This window comes from Prosthecodimorpha hirschii, assembly GCF_001305515.1.
Taxonomy (GTDB): Bacteria; Pseudomonadota; Alphaproteobacteria; order Rhizobiales; family Ancalomicrobiaceae; genus Prosthecodimorpha; species Prosthecodimorpha hirschii.
This window is the reverse complement of record NZ_LJYW01000001.1, coordinates 4,736,742-4,753,705: the sequence shown is the minus strand read 5'-3', so window position 1 is coordinate 4,753,705 and position 16,964 is coordinate 4,736,742. Positions and strand designations below refer to the sequence as shown.

Genomic DNA, 16,964 nt, shown 5'->3' with positions numbered 1-16,964 from the left:
CATGCCCCTTCTCGAGATCGAGAACCTCACCGTCGAGTTCGAGACGCGATCCGGCCTGTTCCGCGCCGTCGACCGCATCTCGCTGACGGTCAATCCGCGCGAGATCGTCGCCATCGTCGGCGAATCCGGCTCCGGCAAGTCGGTCGCCATGCTGGCCGTGATGGGGCTCCTGCCCAAGACCGCGCGGGTCACCGCCGACCGGATGACCTTCGAGGGGCGCGATCTTCTAAAGCTGACCTCCTCGGAGCGACGACGGATCATCGGCAAGGATGTCGCGATGATCTTCCAGGAGCCGATGACCTCGCTCAATCCCTGCTTCACGGTCGGTTTCCAGCTCGGCGAAAGCCTCGCCACCCATCTCGGCCTCGGCCGTGCCGAACGCAAGCGCCGGTCGATCGAACTGCTCGCCCAGGTCGGCATCCCGGAGCCCGAAAGCCGGCTCGCCGCCTTCCCGCATCAGCTCTCCGGCGGCATGAGCCAGCGCGTCATGATCGCCATCGCGATCGCCTGTTCGCCGAAGCTGCTCATCGCCGACGAGCCGACCACGGCGCTGGACGTGACCATCCAGGCGCAGATCCTCGATCTCCTCGTCTCGCTGCGCGACAAGACCGGGATGGGTCTCGTGCTGATCACCCACGACATGGGCGTGGTCGCGGAGACTTCCGAACGGGTCGTCGTGCAATATGCCGGCCAGCAGGTCGAGGAGGCGACGACGCGCGCGCTGTTCGCCGATCCGCACCATCCCTATACCAGCGCGCTCCTCGCAGCCCTGCCCGAACGGGCGCGCGAGCGGCGCCTGCCCTCGATCCCCGGCATGGTGCCGGGCCAGTTCGACCGGCCGCCCGGCTGCCTGTTCGCGCCGCGCTGCGACTTCGCCTTCGAGGCCTGCCGCACCACGCCGCCGGTCCGGGCGCGCGCCGATCTCGGCTTCGCGCTCTGCCACACGCCGCTCGTCGGCGGCCGTCCCACGCCCCAGAACCTGCCGAAGGGCGTCACCTTCGCCGAGCCCGGAAAGGTCTCCGCATGACCGCGCCCGACGCACCCGTCCTCGAAGCCCGCGACCTGCACCGCACCTATCAGGTCAGCCGCGGCATGTTCGCGCCGACCGCCGACGTGAAGGCGGTCGCCGGCATCTCCTTCTCGGTCCGGCCGGGCAAGACGCTGGCGGTGGTCGGCGAATCCGGCTCCGGCAAGTCGACGCTCGGCCGCATGCTGACGCTGATCGAGACGCCGACCGACGGCCGCCTCGCCATCGACGGCATCGACGTGACCGGTTCGACCGGCGCGACCCTGAAGGCCCTGCGCCGCAAGGTGCAGATGGTGTTCCAGAACCCCTACGGCTCGCTCAACCCGCGCCAGACCATCGCCGACACGCTGGAGGAACCGCTTCTGGTCAACGGCATGGGCGGTTCGGCCGACGAACGGCGGGCGGCCGCGCTCGACATGCTCGAACGGGTCGGCCTGCGCCGGGAACATGCCCGGCGCTATCCGCATATGTTCTCCGGCGGCCAGCGCCAACGCATCGCCATCGCGCGCGCCCTGATGCTCAGGCCGAAGATCCTGGTGCTCGACGAACCGGTTTCGGCGCTCGACGTCTCGGTGCGCGCGCAGGTGCTCAACCTGATCTCCGACCTGCAGACCGAGTTCGGCCTCGCCTACGTGTTCATCAGCCACGACCTGTCGGTGGTGCGCCACATCGCCGACGACGTGCTGGTGATGTATCTCGGCCGGGTCGCCGAATACGGGCCGCGCGACGCGATCTTCGCCGATCCGCGCCATCCCTATACGCGCGCGCTCCTGTCCGCGACGCCGGTCGCCGATCCGACCGCGCGGAAGGAACGGATCATCCTGCGGGGCGAGCTGCCGTCGCCCTTCTCGCCGCCGCCGGGCTGCGTCTTCAATCCGCGCTGCCCGCTCGCCTTCGACCGGTGCCGGCGCGAGCGCCCCGAACTGGAGGGCGGCGTTCATCAAGCGGCCTGTTTCGCGACCGCTCACGCTTCGGTAGGGTGACGACCCCGAAACAGGGGTGAAGCCCTCGAAACCGGGGGGAATGCCCCCTGACTCGTGGGACACCCCCGCCATCCGAGTGGAATTCCCGATGCCGTCGTTCGATTTCCGCCAATGGGCGCGCCGCGCCGCCGATTGGGCGGTCGACTATCTCGCCACCGTGCGCGAGCGCCCCGTGCGCGCCCAGACCGCGCCCGGCGCGATCCACCAGGCGATCCCGGCCGAGCCGCCGCTGCAGGGCGAGCCGATGGAGGCGATCTTCGCCGATCTGGACCGGACCATCCTGCCCGGCATGACGCATTGGCAGCATCCGCGCTTCTTCGCCTATTTCCCGGCCAATTCCAGCCCGCCCGCGGTGGTCGCCGAGTTCGTCACCGCCGCCATGGCGGCGCAATGCATGCTCTGGCAGACCTCGCCGGCGGCGACCGAGCTTGAAGCGCGCATGATGGAATGGCTGCGCGGCATGATCGGCCTGCCGCCGAGCTTTGCCGGCGTGATCCAGGATTCCGCGACCAGCGCCACCTTCGCGGCCGTGCTGACCGCCCGCGAACGCGCGCTTTCCTATATGAGCAACACGGCCGGCCTGTTCGGCGCGACGCCGCTCCGGGCCTATTGCTCGGCGGAAGCGCATTCCTCGGTCGACAAGGCGATCCGGATGGCCGGCATCGGCCACCAGAACCTGGTCAAGCTGCCCAGCGCCGGCCCGCTCTGCAGCCTGGACGTGGCCGCCCTCGACGAGCAGATCCGCGAGGACAAGGCCGCCGGCATGACGCCGTTCCTGATCGTCGCGTGCCTTGGCGGCACCTCGGTTGGCGCGGTCGACGACATCGCCCGCGTCGCCGACGTGGCACGCCGGCACGGCATCTTCCTGCATGTCGATGCCGCCTGGGCCGGTTCGGCGATGATCTGCCCGGAGTTCCGCCATCTGATGCGCGGCGCCGAGGCGGCCGACAGCTTCGTCTTCAATCCGCACAAATGGCTGTTCACGAATTTCGACTGCTCGGCCCATTTCGTGAAGGATCCCAAGGCCCTGACCTATACGCTCGGGCTGCGGCCGGCCTATTTGCGCACCCTCGGGCTCGGCGACAACGAGATCGCCGGCGTCACCGACTATAACGAATGGTCCGTGCCGCTCGGCCGTCGCTTCCGGGCGCTGAAACTGTGGTTCGTGATCCGCTACTACGGCGTCGAGGCGCTGCGGGCCAAGATCCGCGATCACGTCGCCTGGGCGCGCGAACTGGCCGGCCTGTTCGACGCCGATCCGGATTTCGAGCTGACATCGACGCCGGTCCTCGCCCTGTTCAGCTTCCGCTATCGCCCGCACGGCTTTGCCGGCGACGACGCCGCACTCGACCGGCTGAACACGGACCTCATCGAGGCGATCAATGCCGACGGCCGCATCTACCTGACCCAGACCCGGCACCAGAACCGCTTCGTCATCCGCGTCCAGGTCGGCCAGACCGACACCACCCGCGCCGACGTGCTCATGGTCCTGGAGGTCGCCCGCGAGCTCGCGGCACGGATCGGCCGGGAGGGATAGTCTCCGCGGGTCACCCCTCGCCTTGCGCGAACCGGGTCTTCGATCGCGTGGGCGCAGCCGGGGGCACAACACCGACCGGCTTGGGGAGCTTGGCGGCCCGCTTGGGGAGCTTGGCGGCCGCCTCAGCGATTCTTTGCTTTGCAGTCTTTGGCGGTACCGCCGAAAGGGCGGTCGCCGCCGCCCGCTCGGCACCGATCGCAACGATCGACGGGATGTCGGCGCCGCCAAGCGCGGATTGGAACGCCTCGTCGACCGGGGATGCGACCGTCTCCATGAAGTCCGCAACCGGTCGGCCCAATCGTGCGGCCAGCACGCGCAGGTCGGAGGCCACGGTCACCATGTCGTCGGCCACGGATTGCGACACCGGCCCCGGGTATTCCTGCCGGACGAAAGCATGCAGCGCCGTCCTGAATTCCTCCAGACCGCCCTGACGGATCCCGTCGGCGAGGCGATCGAGTTCGCTCGGCCGCAACCTTCCGAGGAGATGAATCAGGTCAACGGTATCGTTCATGCGCCACCACTGCTTCTAAAATCGATCTCCACCTCGACGCCACACACCGCGAGAATTTCGGCGACGTTCCGGAGATGTCGTTCGGAACGATCCTCGACAAGACCGTAGCGGCCGGATCGATTGGAAAGCACCCATTTCGGCTCCGATGCCGAGACATCATACAGCAATTCCCCGCCTATCCGAGCCGCTTCGCCAGCGACCAGGGCCGGATGCCCGCGCTTTGGACGGCCGCGCACCGCCCGGCTGCGCGGAATGGCGACCGAAAACCGGTCGTGGTCATCCTCCTCGAGCCCGATCCGAAGCAGACCCTCCAGGTCCACAACCCAGATCATCGAATAGTCGGAATGAAAGCCGTGCGACGGATAGACGGACCGATCGACAGCCTTCAACATGGCTCGCAGTGCTGCCAGAAGCGCGCCGTCTTCCAGTTTGACGACCACAAGGCTTCTCGGCGGCAGCGCCTGTTCGCAGGGATGCACGTAAGCCGGCACGATCGCCTGTCCGAAGCGGGAATCCAAATCTGACATCGATCGAAAGCCGTCCGGCGAAGCTGGCGATCCATATTGCCGGGGCGACATTTCGCGCGCAAGTGGCATGGACAGCGCGATACCCAGCGAATTGCGATCCTCTCCCAACTTGTCGTGTCATCATACAAGCTGCTATAGAACGGCACCGGCCGCGAAGTGCCGGGCAGCGACAGGACGAGGCCGGAACGCCATGGACATCCGCTATTCGACCCACGCGGCCGACTATCCGGCCTATGACACCGCGACGCTCCGGGCGCGCTACCTGATCGACGGCGTTTTCGCGCCCGGTGCGATCCGGATGACCTATTGCCACGACGACCGCATGGTCGTGGCCGGCCTGATGCCGGTCGGCGAACCGCTCCGGCCCGAGGGCGGCGCCATGTTCGGCGGCCTCGGCTTCTTCGACCGGCGCGAGGCCGGCATCTTCGTCATTGCCGGCGCCGGCCGGATCATCGTCGACGGCACCGCCTACGATCTCGTCGAGGCGGATGCGCTCTATATCGGCAAGGGCGCCAAGGACGTGGCCTTCGAAAGCCCGGATCCGGCCAATCCGGCCAAATTCTACCTGGTCAGCGTGCCGGCACACCGCGCCTGCCCGACCCGGGCGATCCGCAAGGCCGATGCCCGCACCCTGGAACTCGGCACGGTGCGCGACGCCAACAAGCGCCAGCTGCGCCAGTATCTGCACCCGGACGTGATCGAGACCTGCCAGCTGTGCATGGGCCAGACCGATCTTTATGAGGGCAGCGTCTGGAACACCTATCCGTGCCACACCCACGAACGGCGGATGGAAGCCTATCTCTATTTCGGGCTCGGCGAGGACGGCCGCGTCTTCCACTACATGGGCAAACCGGACGAGACCCGGCATCTGGTCCTCGCCAACGAGCAGGCGGTGATCTCGCCGTCCTGGTCGATCCATATGGGCTCGGGCACGCGCAACTATTCCTTCATCTGGGCGATGGCCGGCGAGAACCAGGAATTCACCGACATGGACATGGTCAAGCCGCAGGACCTGCGCTGACCGGTCGGCACAAGAGGGCGATGGCCGTGACACTGTTCGATCTCTCCGGCCGCGTGGCCATCGTCACCGGCGCCTCGACCGGGCTCGGCCGGGGCATGGCGAAGGGCCTCGCCCTGGCCGGCGCCGACATCGTCGGCATCGCCCGGTCCGACCAGTCGGCGACCGCCGCCGGTGTCGAGGCTGCCGGGCGCCGCTATCGCGCGATCGCGGCCGATCTCGGCAGCGCGGATGCCGGCGACACGATCCGACAGGCCGTCGCGGCCTTTGGGCGGGCCGACATCCTCGTCAACAATGCCGGCATGATCCGGCGGGCGGATTCGCTCGACTTCACCGAGGCCGACTGGGACGCGGTCATCGACCTGAACCTGAAGTCGATCTTCTTCCTGTCGCAGGCCTTCGCCCGCCATTGCGTCGCGGCCGGGCAGCCGGGCAAGATCATCCATATCGCCTCGATGCTGTCCTATCAGGGCGGCATCCGCGTGCCGGCCTATACGGCGGCCAAGAGTGGGCTGCTCGGCCTCGCCCGGATCATGGCCAACGAATGGGCGAAGCACCGCATCAACGTCAATGCGATCGCGCCCGGCTACATGGTCACCGACAACACCGCCGCGATCCGCGCCGATGCCACCCGCAACGCCGAGATCTCGGCGCGCATTCCGGCCGGGCGCTGGGGCGAGCCGGCCGATCTCGCCGGCGCGGCGGTGTTCCTGGCCTCGGATGCTTCCGACTATGTCCATGGGGTCTGCCTGCCGGTCGACGGCGGCTGGCTCGCGCGCTGAGCGCGCATGCCTTTGCTGGCGCAAACCTGTTCCGATCGGAGCCTGTCGCTCCGACCGGGCGTTGCTTCTGAAGGGAGACGACATGGTGACGGTCGACAAGGCGGCGCCCTTCGGCAAGGCGGCCGAGATTGCCTGGCAGGATCTGGGCGCCGGCGTGAAGCGGCGCATCCTGTGCTTCGACGACCACCTGATGGTGGTCGAGGTCGCCTTCGAGGCGGGCGCGGTCGGCGCGCTGCACAGCCATCCGCACCGGCAGGCGAGCTACGTCCAGTCCGGCCGCTTCGAACTGACCATCGACGGGCAGGTCGCCGAGCTCGGCCCGGGCGACGTCTATTTCGTCTCTCCGGACCTGGTCCACGGCGCCGTTGCGCTGGAGCCCGGCGTGCTGGTCGACGTGTTCACGCCGGCGCGCGAGGACTTTCTTTGATCGCCTGAGGGGACCGGAGGGGCGGATGCGATCCGTCCCCCGCCTCGTCAGCGCATCGGCGTCACGGCATCAGCTTCAGCGCATCGGCGAAGAAGGTCGGGGCGCCGAAATTGCCGGACTTGAGCGCCAGCACCATCGGCCCGCCGGCGATGCCGAGGGCATGCAGAACCGGCACGCCGGGCGCAATCTCCGGGCCGAGCCGGAAGGCCGGGATGGCCAGCCGCTCGACGACCGCGCCGGAGGTCTCGCCGCCGGCGACGACCAGCCGGCGCACGCCGCGCGCCACCAGGGCCTCGGCGATGCGCGCCATGCCGGCTTCGATGGCGTGGCCGGCCGCGTCGCGACCGAACTTCGCCTGCACGGCCGCCACCTCGTCCGGCGTGCCGCTGGACGCGACCAGCACCGGGCCGGCGCCGATGCGCTCGCCCGCAAAGGCGATCGCGCGGTCGGTCTCGGCGATGCCGTCCGTCCCCAGCCGCTCGGCATCGAGCCGCAGCACCGGCATGATCCGCTCGGCCTCGGCGATCTGGCCGAGGGTCGCCTGCGAGCAGGACCCCGCCAGGCAGGCCGCCGGTCCGCCGACCACCTCAAGCCCGGCCGAGCCGCTCGTCGCGGCGCGCACCCGGCCCGAGGCGACCAGCGCCCGGGCGATGCCGAGGCCGAGGCCCGAGGCGCCGGTCGAGACCTTGTGGGTCATCGCGACCCGGCCGAGGGTTTCGAGATCAGCGTCCTCGATGGTGTCGGCGATCGCCGCGCCCTTGCCCTCCTGGACGAGTGCCGCGAGGCGCGCCGCCACCGCCGCATCGCCGGCCGCGATGGTCTTGCGGTCGACCAGGCCGACGCCGGAGCGGCTCTGCCGCGCCAGCACGCGCACCAGATTGGCGTCGGTCATCGGGTTGAGCGGATGGTCCTTGAGCGGGCTCTCGTTCAGCGGCAGCGCGCCGACGAAGAGATGGCCCTGGTAGATGGTGCGGCCGGCCTCCGGGAAGGCCGAATTGACCAGCGCGATCGGCTCGCCGGCCCGCGCGCGCAGCGCATCGGTGACCGGACCGATATTGCCCTCATCCGTGGAATCGAAGGTCGAACAGACCTTGTAGAGGACGTGGCCGGCCCCCTGCCCGCGCAGCCAGGTTTCCGCCTGCAAGGCCGCCGCGACGGCGTCCGCCGCCGGCACCGAGCGGATCTTGAAGGCGCAGACGATGGCGTCGATTTCCGGCAGGGCCAGCCCGGCAGCGGGCACGCCGATCGTCTGCACGGTGCGCAGCCCGGCCTTGGCCAGGCTGTTGGCGAGGTCCGAGGCGCCGGTATAGTCGTCGGCGATGCAGCCGAGGGCGAGCGTCACGACCGCGCTCCGCGATAGGGGGCGATCCAGCCCAGCCCGTCGAGCGTGGCGCCGCGCGGCCGGTATTCGCAGCCGACGAAGCCCTGGTAGCCGAGCCGGTCCAGCTCGGCGAACAGGAACGGATAGTTCAGTTCGCCGTCGTCCGGTTCGTGCCGGCCGGGCGGATTGGCGATCTGGACATGGCCGGTCAGCGGCATCAGCCGTTCCAGCCCCTTGGCGACATCGCCATGGATGATCTGGCGATGGTAGATGTCGAACTGGAGCTTGACGTTGCCGAGCCCGATCTCGCCGATCAGCGCCGCCGTGCGGTCGAAATCGTTGAGAAAATAGCCGGGCATGTCGCGCCCGTTGATCGGCTCCAGCAGCAGGTCGATGCCGGCCTCGGCGAGGCGGCCGGCGGCATGCTCGACCGACCGGCGATAGGCGGCCATGGCGGCGGCATCGTCGGACGCGGCGAGACCGGCCATGATGTGGATGCGCTTGACGCCGGTCGCGGCGGCATAGTCGAGCGCCTTGGCGACGCCGGCCTGAACCTCGGCGAAGCGCTCCGGCAGGGCGGCAAGGCCGCGTTCGCCGGCCGCCCAGTCGCCCGGCGGCATGTTGAACAGCGCCTGGGTCAGGCCGTTGCGGCGGAGCCGTTCGGCCACGATCTCGGGCGGATGATCGTAGGGGAACAGGAATTCCACCGCCGTGAAGCCGGCCTCGGCCGCCGCGTCGAAGCGGTCGAGAAAGCCCCACTCGTTGAACATCATGGTCAGATTGGCGGCGAAGACCGGCACCGGCCCCTCCCCTGGCGTTGGAACGGCCGGGGCGTGATCGCCGCCGGCCCGGATCGATCCATCGATGCGCGCGCCGCGCGGGCGCTGGCTCGAAGGCGCGCGCCTACTCGGCCGGCCCGCCGGGCTGCGGCAGACGGGCACCGGAGAGCTGCGCATAGGTGCGCGCGACCGAACTGTCGTCGTCGCGGCCGAAGCCGAGGCCGGCGCTGGCGAGATACATCTGCAGGGCCGCGGCCGCGATCGGCGCCGGGAAGCGCTCCGCGCGGACCATGTCCTGGACGATGCCGAGATCCTTGACGAAGATCTCGATCGCCGACAGCGGCCGGTAGTCGCCGGCCAGGATGTGCGGCACGCGGTTCTCGAACATCCAGCTGTTGCCGGCCGAGCCCGTGATCACTTCGTAGACCTTGTCGAGGTCGAGACCCAGCTTGGCGGCGAGCGCGACCGCCTCGCCGGCCGCTGCGATATGGACGCCGGCCAGGAGTTGGTTGATCATCTTGAAGGAGGCGCCGATCCCGGCCGCATCGCCGAGTTCGTGCACCGTGGCGGCCATGGCGTCGAGCGCACTGCGGGCGGCCGCGAAGGCCGCCGGCGTGCCGGATGCCATGACGGTCAGCTCGCCCTTGGCGGCCCGGGCCGCGCCGCCGGAGATCGGCGCGTCGAGATAGTGCCGGCCGGTCGCCTCCAGGCCGGCGGCGAGGCGGCGGGCGACCGCCGGATCCATCGTCGCCGAGGAGACGAAGACGGCGCCTTCCGGCATCGCGGCGGCGACACCGCCGGGACCGAACAGCACCGCCTCCGTCTGCGCCGCATTGACCACCACGCAGACCACGACCGACGCGTCGGCCGCGGCCTCGGCCGGGCTCGCGGCGCCGCGGCCGCCCTCGGCGACGAAGCGGGCGACGGCCTCCGGGTTCACGTCGGTGCCGGCGACATCGAAGCCGGCGCGGCGCAGCGACTGGGCCATGCCGAAGCCCATCGAGCCGAGGCCGATGACGGCCGCGCGCAGAGCGGTCCCCTGGGCGGCCCCCTGGGCGGCCAGCGGGGCAGTTTGAGTGCTCATTCCTTCACGGCTCCGGTCATCGAGGCCACGTAGTAGTCGACGAAGAAGGAATAGAGGATCACCACCGGCAGCGAGCCGAACAGGGCGCCGGCCATCAGCGAGCCCCACTCGAACACGTCGCCGCGCACCAGTTCGGTCAGAACGCCGACCGGGATGGTCTTGTTCTCCGAGGACTGGATGAAGGTCAGCGCGTAGATGAACTCGTTCCAGGACAGCGTGAAGGCGAAGATGCCGGCCGAGATCAGGCCCGGGACGGCGAGCGGCAGCAGGACCTTGGTCAGGATCTGCCAGCGCGAGGCGCCGTCGATCAGGGCGCATTCCTCAAGCTCGTAGGGGATCGAGCGGAAGTAGCCCATCAGCAGCCAGGTGCAGAAGGGGATCAGGAAGGTCGGATAGGTGAAGATCAGCGCCAGCTTGGTGTCGTAGATGCCGAGCCCGAAGATCAGCAGCGCCAGCGGGATGAACAGGATCGACGGCGGCACCAGATAGGCGAGGAAGATGCCGAGGCCGACCCAGCGCGAGCCGAAGAAGCGCAGACGCTCGATCGCATAGGCCGCAAAGACCGAGGCGACCAGGGCGAGCGCGGTCGCGCAGACCGACACGACGACCGTGTTCCAGAGCCAGCCCGGATAGGAGGTTTCGAACAGCAGATATTTGATGTGCTGCAGCGTCGGCTCGACCACCCAGAAGGGCGAATAGTGCTCGTAGTCGGTCAACTGGTCGTTCGGCTTCACCGCCGTGATCGCCATCCAGTAGAATGGGAACAGCAGCACGAAGATGAAGCAGGCCAGCGGCAGATAGGTCACCAGGATGCGCCGCGGCAGGCTGTCGAGATAGTCCATGCCGACGGTGTCGTCGGAGGCCGTCGCGGCGGTTGCGGAGGCGGGGGGCGCGGAGGTCATGGGCTTTCTCCTCAGTCCGAGCCGCCCTGCTGCCACTTGCGGCGCTGCAGGCCGAAGAAGCTGAACAGGATGGCGGCGAGCAGGAACGGGATCATGGCGACCGCGATCGCGGCACCCTCGCCGAGCTGGCCGCCGGGAATGGCGCGCTGGAACGAGAGCGTGGCCATCAGGTGGGTCGCGTTGACCGGCCCGCCCTTGGTGAGCACGTAGATGAGCTGGAAGTCGGTGAAGGTGAACAGGACCGAGAAGGTCATCACCACCGAAATGATCGGCGACAGCATCGGCAGAGTCACATAGCGGAAGCGCTGCCACGGCGTGGCGCCGTCCAGCGTCGCAGCCTCATGCAGCGACGGCGAGATGGTCTGCAGGCCGGCCAGCAGCGAGATGGCGACGAACGGGATGCCGCGCCAGACATTGGCGGCGATCACCGAGGCGCGCGCCATGTTCGCCTCGCCCAGGAAGTTGATGTAGTGGTCGATCACGCCGAGCTTGATCAGCGACCAGCTGACGATCGAGAACTGGCTGTCGTAGATCCACCAGAAGGCAATGCCGGACAGGACCGTCGGCACGACCCAGGGCAGCAGCACGATGGCGCGGAAGAAGGCCTTGAACGGCAGGTGCTGATTGAGGATCAGCGCCAGCCAGAGCCCGAGGCCGAATTTCAGGATCGACGCCGTGATCGTGTAGAGCAGCGTGTTGAAGACCGAGAGCCAGAAGACAGCGTCGATCCAGAGAAACTGATAGTTCTCCAGGCCGATGAACTGACCGGTCCGCCCGATGCGGGCGTCCGTGAAGCCGAGCCAGACCCCGAGCCCGAGCGGATAGGCCAGGAAGCAGATCAGGAACACGCCGGCGGGCAGCATGAAAGCCAGGCCGAGCGCATTGCGGCTCTGCCCGAGGCGCGACAGAAATGAAGGGGGTGCGGGCGCGCGTCCGGCCGTGCCGGCGTGATCCGTCATGGTCTGGCTCCGTTGCGGGCACCTCGGCCCGAAGGGCGCGAGGCACGCAAAACAAACCCCGGCGCGCATGGGCTGCGCGCCGGCAGGCTCTCATTTCGGGATGGGAACGGACGCGGCCGCGCCGCATCCGTTCTCAGCCGATCAAACGCGGTAGTAGCGGTTGATACGGGCCTCGGCCCGCTTGATCGCGTTCTCCGGCGTCTGGGCACCTGTCACGGCCTCGGCGAACATGTCGACCAGCACGTAGTCGGCCATGACGCCGGCCGAGGCATAGCCGAGCGGGCCGGCATAGCCGTTCGGACGCAGGGTCTCCGAGGCCTTCGCATAGGCCGCGTGGTTCTTGTCCGAGGTCCAGATCGGGTTCGAGGCATAGGCCTTGAGCGGCTGGCAGCAATAGGCCGAGGAGCCCTGCAGCCAGGCATTCATCTGCTCGGGCTGGTACATGAATTCCAGGTAGGCCATGCAGGCCTGCGGGAACTTGGTGTGCTTGAAGGTGGCGATCGAGGTCGTCTGATGGAGCTCGATCGACTGGCCGACCGGGCCGACCGGGAAGTTGGTCGTCCGGATGTCGGCCGCCATCTCGGCGAGCTTCGGATCGTTCTTGGCCGCGTAATAGAGCGACACGCCGTTCGCCGTCAGCGAGATCTGGTTGGCCAGGAAGGCGCGGTTGTTGTTGATGTCGAGCCAGCTCTCGGTGCCCGGGATGAAGGTCCCGTAGAGCTCCTTGGCATAGTTGATCGCGGCGAGCGTCTCGGGGCTGTTGATCGCCACCTTGCCGCTCTCGTCGACGGTCTTGCCGCCATGGCTCCAGAGCAGCCAATGGGCATAGTTGTTGCCGTCGCCGACGGCCTTGCCGTGCGGGAAGCCGGCCGGGGTGCCCTTGGCCTTGAGGGCCTTGCAGAGTTCCAGGAAGCCCTTGGTGTCCTTCGGGAATTCCGAGAAGCCGGCGGCCTTCATGTGGCTTTCGCGATAGCAGATCGCGTTGCCGATCGCCGCGAGCGGCATGGCCACGAACTTGCCGTCACGCTTGGCGTAGCCCTCGAGGCCCGGATACCAGCCGCCACCGGCGGCGCCGAGCTTGTTGGCGAGAGCGGACACGTCGACCAGCTTGTCCGGATACTGCTGGGCGTCGTCGAACCACACCCACACCATGTCCGGACCGGCGCCCATATTGGCGGCCACCGCGGACTTCGGACGGATGTCCTCCCACGATTCCTTGTCGATCCGGACTTCGACGCCGGTCTTCTCGGTGAACTTCTTGGTGTTGGCGAGCCACGCGTCCTCGTCGCCCTTGACGAAGGGCGCCCAACGCAGGACGCGCAGCGAGGCGCCCTTCTCCGGGGTGAAGCTCGACGCGGTCTGCGCAAAGGACGGCATCGCGCCGAGGAGCGGCAGACCGGCCGCACCGACGGCGGCGCCGAGGAGAAGTTCGCGACGATTGACCGACATGGATATTTCCTCCGCTTTGTGTTTTGGGACTTCCGCGTTCCGGCGCCCGACCGATCGGACGATCCGCCGGAGCGGTATTCCGACTTGGAGCCAGGTCCGATCAGGGCAAGCCGCCCTGCTCGGAAAAATCGTGCGTAAACAAATATTTACGGCACATCGTCCGATCCCTTCGGAGCGGACGACAGACTAGAGCCGCAGACCGCTTTCGGCATCGAAAAGATGCGTGACGCTCGGATCGACCGAGATCGTCAGCGTGTCGCCCGGCCGCGCCGCGATCCGCTCGCGGAACACGCAGGTCATTTCCTGACCGGCGAAATGGACCACCACATGGGTCTCCGCACCGGTCGGCTCGGTCACCACCACCTTGGCGGGCTGGCCGTTCGGGTCGAGGCGGACATGCTCAGGCCGGATGCCGAACACGGCCGGGCGGCCGTCGGAACCGGCCGGCACGACGGCGAGCGGCAGAGTCGTGCCGTCATTCGCCACGAAGGTCGCCGGATTGCCCGCCTTGATCTTGCCCTTCAGCATGTTCATGGCCGGCGAGCCGATGAAGCCGGCGACGAAGAGATTGGCCGGGCGATCGTAGAGCTCGAGCGGCGCGCCGACCTGCTCGACGATGCCGTCATGCATGACCACGATCTTGTCGGCCATGGTCATGGCCTCGATCTGGTCGTGGGTGACATAGACCGTCGTGGTCTTCAGGCGCTGGTGCAGTTCCTTGATCTCGGTGCGCATCTGCACGCGCAGTTTGGCGTCGAGATTGGACAGCGGCTCGTCGAACAGGAAGACCTGCGGATCGCGCACGATGGCGCGGCCCATGGCGACGCGCTGACGCTGGCCGCCGGACAGCTGGCGCGGATAGCGGTCGAGCAGAGGGGTCAGCGAGAGGATCTCGGCGGCGCGCTTGACGCGCTGGTCGATCTCGGACTGCGGGGCCTTCCGCAACTTGAGCGAGAAGGCCATGTTGTCGGCGACCTTCATATGCGGGTAGAGCGCATAATTCTGGAACACCATGGCGATGTCCCGTTCCTTCGGCGGCACATTGTTGACCACGCGGTCGCCGATCAGGATGTCGCCGGAGGTGATGTGCTCGAGCCCTGCGATCATGCGCAGCAACGTCGACTTCCCGCAGCCCGACGGGCCGACGAGAATGACGAATTCACCTTCGCGAATTTCGACGTCGACACCCTTGATGATGCTGACCGCGCCGAAGGATTTCCGCACGTCGCGGATCTGAACGGAAGCCATTGCCGAAAGTCTCCTCCCGTGCCGCCTGGCTGCGGCATTCGATTGCCGCCTTTTTCTTTTTATAAGTTGGCAGCGCTGCCAATGCTGTTAACATGCCGTTGGATTGGCGCCAAGCCCCTTGCGGCAGAATCCGTTGTGGGCTCAGGAGACGCCGACCGCAGCGCGACCCGACGTGAGATCGGGCGCGAGGGAGGGACGATCGAATGGTGATCAACGACCGGGAGCGGCCGGTTCCTGCCGTGACCATCGCTGACGTGGCCCGTCTGGCCGGGGTCGGCGAGAGCACCGTTTCGCGCGTGTTGCGCCGGAGCGGTTCCTATTCGGAGGAGACGCGCGACAAGGTCCTGCGCGCGGTGTCGGCCCTCGGCTACGTTCCCAATCGAATCGCCGGGGCGCTGGCGTCGACGGAGTCGGATCTGGTCGCGCTGATCGTGCCGTCGCTGGCCAACATCGTCTTTCCGGACGTGCTACGCGGCGCCTCCGTCGCGCTGGAGTCGAGCGGCTTCCAGTCGGTCATCGGAGTGACCGACTATGAAGAGGCACGCGAGGAGGATCTGATCGCCTCGGTGCTCGCCTGGCGGCCCCGCGCCCTGATCCTGGCCGGGCTCGAGCATACCGACCGTTCGCGCGCCATGATCGCGGCGAGCGGCGTCCGGGTGGCCGAGATCCTGGATCTCGACGGCCAGGGCATCGACCATGTGGTCGGGTTCAGCCAGCATGCGGCGGGTCGGGACACGGCCCGCCATCTGGTCGGGCGCGGCCGGCGCCGTCTGGCCTATCTGGGCATCCGTCTGCCGGGCGACAGCCGGGCGCGCAAGCGCCACGAGGGCTTCCTGGCCGGTCTGGCGGAAGCCGGCCTGTCGCCGGCCGATCAGGAACTCGTCCCGGCCCCCTCCTCGGCCGAAGCCGGCCGCATCGGGCTCGCCACCCTGCTGGCGCGCACGCCGGACCTCGACGCGGTCTATTTCGTCAATGACGACATGGCCATCGGCGGCTATTTCCACTGCCTCGCCGAGGGTATCACGGTGCCGGACCGGCTCGCCCTGTTCGGCTTCAACGGCCTCGAAGTCGGCCAGGCCCTGCCCCAGCCCCTGTCGACCATCCGCACGCCGCGCTATCGCGCCGGCGAAGTGGCGGCAGGCCTTCTGCTGGCGCAGGCTCCGGCGACGGTCGTCGACACCGGTTACGAACTGGTGCCGGGGGCGACATCGTGATATTCTTATACGTATAACTCCCTAATCCGTTTGCGGTGCGCAAATCATGTTGCACTGCAGCAAAAGCCATCCTATATTGGTTTCAGTCGAACGGAGATGCCCCATCAAAGGTGGATTTCCGGCGGTCGCAACGCGGCCGACAGACCGAAACCCAGGAGGCATGACAATGACCGATATCGAATCCAAGCCGACCGCGAAGAAGACCGCCCCGAAGTCCGCCTCGACCGACAAGGTCGTCCCCTTCGAGCTCCCCAAGATCGAGATGCCGAAGTTCGAGATGCCCAAATTCGAGATGCCGAAGGTCGACTTCGCCAAGATGCCGCAGGTCGAGGTGCCGCAGGCGCTCCGCGACGTGGCCGAGAAGACCGTGGCGCAGGTCAAGGCCAACTACGAGAAGATGAAGGTCGCGGCCGAAGAGACCACCGACCTGATCGAGGACACCTTCGAGACCGCCCGCGCCGGCGCCGTCGAGTACAATCTGAAGACCCTCGACGCGCTCAAGGCCAACACCGACGCCGCCTTCGCCTTCGCCAAGGATCTGGCCGGTGCCAAGACCTTCGCGGAAGCCATCGAGCTGCAGACCGCCTTCGTGCGTCACCAGTTCGAATCGGTGACCGCCCAGGCCAAGGACCTGCAGTCGCTCGCCACGAAGGTCGCCACCGAGACCGCCCAGCCGGTCAAGGACGCCGTCTCGAAGACCTTCAAGGCGGCCTGAACGGTCCGATCCTGAACGGTCCGAACCTGAAAGTCTGGCCCGGTGCGGCAGCGGCTTTGCGGCCGCCCCACCGGGTCCGACACCTCGCTTCGCCGCGGCTGGCTCTCCCCCGGACCGGCCGCGCGAAGGAACGACGGCCCTGACACCGTCGTTCGCGGTGCAGTCAAACGCGTAGAGCGTGCCTCAACTCGGCCCGGACCTCGTGTCCGGGCTTGTTTGTTTCAACAGCATCGATTGCACGACCGGCCGGGCGCCCATCAGCCGCAGTACAGGACGATCGCCCTCGAAGAAGAGCGGTTGCGGCGGCATTGCCCGGAGGCCGACGCGTCAGTCGCCCCGCGATCCGTCCGGGCGTTGGCATCAGTCGCGCCGCGATCCGCCCGGCCATTCGCATCGGGCGCATCGCACCCGAACCCCGATCCCGCGGCTCCTTCCCCTTCTCCCCTTGGGGGGCGAAGGGGATAACCGCGAGATTGAAATG

Annotated in this window: 17 protein-coding genes; 8 read left to right on the top strand and 9 right to left on the bottom strand. The window is 67.9% G+C overall.

Annotated elements, in window-relative coordinates; genetic code table 11:
* Position 1 precedes the first annotated feature (1 nt).
* The 3 genes from ABB55_RS20925 (at position 2) to ABB55_RS20915 (ending at position 3,547) form a co-directional block, all read left to right on the top strand.
* Positions 2 to 1,027, top strand: coding sequence for an ABC transporter ATP-binding protein (locus tag ABB55_RS20925; RefSeq protein WP_054360541.1), 1,026 nt, complete (start codon positions 2 to 4; stop codon positions 1,025 to 1,027).
* On the top strand, positions 1,024 to 2,010 hold the full coding sequence (locus tag ABB55_RS20920) for a dipeptide ABC transporter ATP-binding protein (protein WP_054360540.1): 987 nt from the start codon (positions 1,024 to 1,026) through the stop codon (positions 2,008 to 2,010). The genes ABB55_RS20925 and ABB55_RS20920 overlap by 4 nt, the downstream gene beginning before the upstream one ends.
* A gap of 88 nt (positions 2,011 to 2,098) precedes the next feature.
* The gene (locus ABB55_RS20915) at positions 2,099 to 3,547 is read left to right on the top strand and encodes a pyridoxal phosphate-dependent decarboxylase family protein (protein WP_054360539.1); all 1,449 of its coding nucleotides are present in this window, start codon (positions 2,099 to 2,101) and stop codon (positions 3,545 to 3,547) included.
* Positions 3,548 to 3,557: 10 nt separating this feature from the next.
* Here the strand turns inward: ABB55_RS20915 and ABB55_RS20910 are convergent, their stop codons facing one another.
* Positions 3,558 to 4,058 (bottom strand): hypothetical protein, encoded by a 501-nt coding sequence (locus ABB55_RS20910; protein ID WP_054360538.1) that lies wholly within the window; start codon positions 4,056 to 4,058, stop codon positions 3,558 to 3,560.
* A complete protein-coding gene (locus ABB55_RS20905; protein WP_152982124.1) occupies positions 4,055 to 4,693 on the bottom strand; it encodes a hypothetical protein in 639 nt (212 codons plus the stop codon). Before ABB55_RS20905 ends, ABB55_RS20910 begins: the two co-directional genes overlap by 4 nt.
* Positions 4,694 to 4,775: 82 nt before the next feature.
* Between ABB55_RS20905 and kduI the strand changes: the two genes are divergently transcribed.
* The 3 genes from kduI (at position 4,776) to ABB55_RS20890 (ending at position 6,812) form a co-directional block, all read left to right on the top strand.
* Positions 4,776 to 5,606, top strand: a complete 831-nt coding sequence (gene kduI / locus ABB55_RS20900) for a 5-dehydro-4-deoxy-D-glucuronate isomerase (RefSeq protein ID WP_054360536.1) — start codon at positions 4,776 to 4,778, stop codon at positions 5,604 to 5,606.
* 20 nt (positions 5,607 to 5,626) lie between these two features.
* Positions 5,627 to 6,385, top strand: coding sequence for a 2-dehydro-3-deoxy-D-gluconate 5-dehydrogenase KduD (gene kduD, locus ABB55_RS20895; RefSeq protein WP_054360535.1), 759 nt, complete (start codon positions 5,627 to 5,629; stop codon positions 6,383 to 6,385).
* 82 nt (positions 6,386 to 6,467) lie between these two features.
* Complete coding sequence (locus ABB55_RS20890; RefSeq protein WP_054360534.1) at positions 6,468 to 6,812, top strand: cupin domain-containing protein; 345 nt, start codon at positions 6,468 to 6,470, stop codon at positions 6,810 to 6,812.
* 61 nt (positions 6,813 to 6,873) lie between these two features.
* On the opposite strand, the gene otnK is transcribed toward ABB55_RS20890, so the two are convergent.
* From otnK to ABB55_RS20855, 7 genes are all read right to left on the bottom strand, one after another.
* Positions 6,874 to 8,154: a 3-oxo-tetronate kinase gene (gene otnK, locus ABB55_RS20885; RefSeq protein ID WP_054360533.1), complete on the bottom strand. Its 1,281-nt coding sequence runs from the start codon at positions 8,152 to 8,154 to the stop codon at positions 6,874 to 6,876.
* Positions 8,151 to 8,933, bottom strand: coding sequence for a 2-oxo-tetronate isomerase (otnI, locus tag ABB55_RS20880; RefSeq protein ID WP_054360532.1), 783 nt, complete (start codon positions 8,931 to 8,933; stop codon positions 8,151 to 8,153). Before otnI ends, otnK begins: the two co-directional genes overlap by 4 nt.
* Before the next feature lie 103 nt (positions 8,934 to 9,036).
* The gene (gene ltnD, locus ABB55_RS20875; protein ID WP_054360531.1) at positions 9,037 to 9,996 is read right to left on the bottom strand and encodes an L-threonate dehydrogenase; all 960 of its coding nucleotides are present in this window, start codon (positions 9,994 to 9,996) and stop codon (positions 9,037 to 9,039) included.
* Positions 9,993 to 10,898, bottom strand: coding sequence for a carbohydrate ABC transporter permease (locus tag ABB55_RS20870; protein WP_054360530.1), 906 nt, complete (start codon positions 10,896 to 10,898; stop codon positions 9,993 to 9,995). Before ABB55_RS20870 ends, ltnD begins: the two co-directional genes overlap by 4 nt.
* 11 nt (positions 10,899 to 10,909) lie before the next feature.
* Positions 10,910 to 11,761 carry a carbohydrate ABC transporter permease gene (locus ABB55_RS20865; RefSeq protein ID WP_390866563.1) on the bottom strand — a complete coding sequence of 284 codons (852 nt, stop codon included), beginning with the start codon at positions 11,759 to 11,761 and terminating at the stop codon, positions 10,910 to 10,912.
* Positions 11,762 to 11,998: 237 nt separating this feature from the next.
* Positions 11,999 to 13,306, bottom strand: a complete 1,308-nt coding sequence (locus tag ABB55_RS20860; RefSeq protein WP_054360528.1) for an ABC transporter substrate-binding protein — start codon at positions 13,304 to 13,306, stop codon at positions 11,999 to 12,001.
* A gap of 186 nt (positions 13,307 to 13,492) precedes the next feature.
* Complete coding sequence (locus ABB55_RS20855) at positions 13,493 to 14,554, bottom strand: ABC transporter ATP-binding protein (protein ID WP_054360527.1); 1,062 nt, start codon at positions 14,552 to 14,554, stop codon at positions 13,493 to 13,495.
* A gap of 203 nt (positions 14,555 to 14,757) precedes the next feature.
* Between ABB55_RS20855 and ABB55_RS20850 the strand changes: the two genes are divergently transcribed.
* A complete protein-coding gene (locus tag ABB55_RS20850) occupies positions 14,758 to 15,768 on the top strand; it encodes a LacI family DNA-binding transcriptional regulator (protein ID WP_054360526.1) in 1,011 nt (336 codons plus the stop codon).
* Positions 15,769 to 15,934: 166 nt separating this feature from the next.
* Positions 15,935 to 16,483: a phasin gene (locus ABB55_RS20845; protein WP_054360525.1), complete on the top strand. Its 549-nt coding sequence runs from the start codon at positions 15,935 to 15,937 to the stop codon at positions 16,481 to 16,483.
* Positions 16,484 to 16,964: the final 481 nt, after the last annotated feature.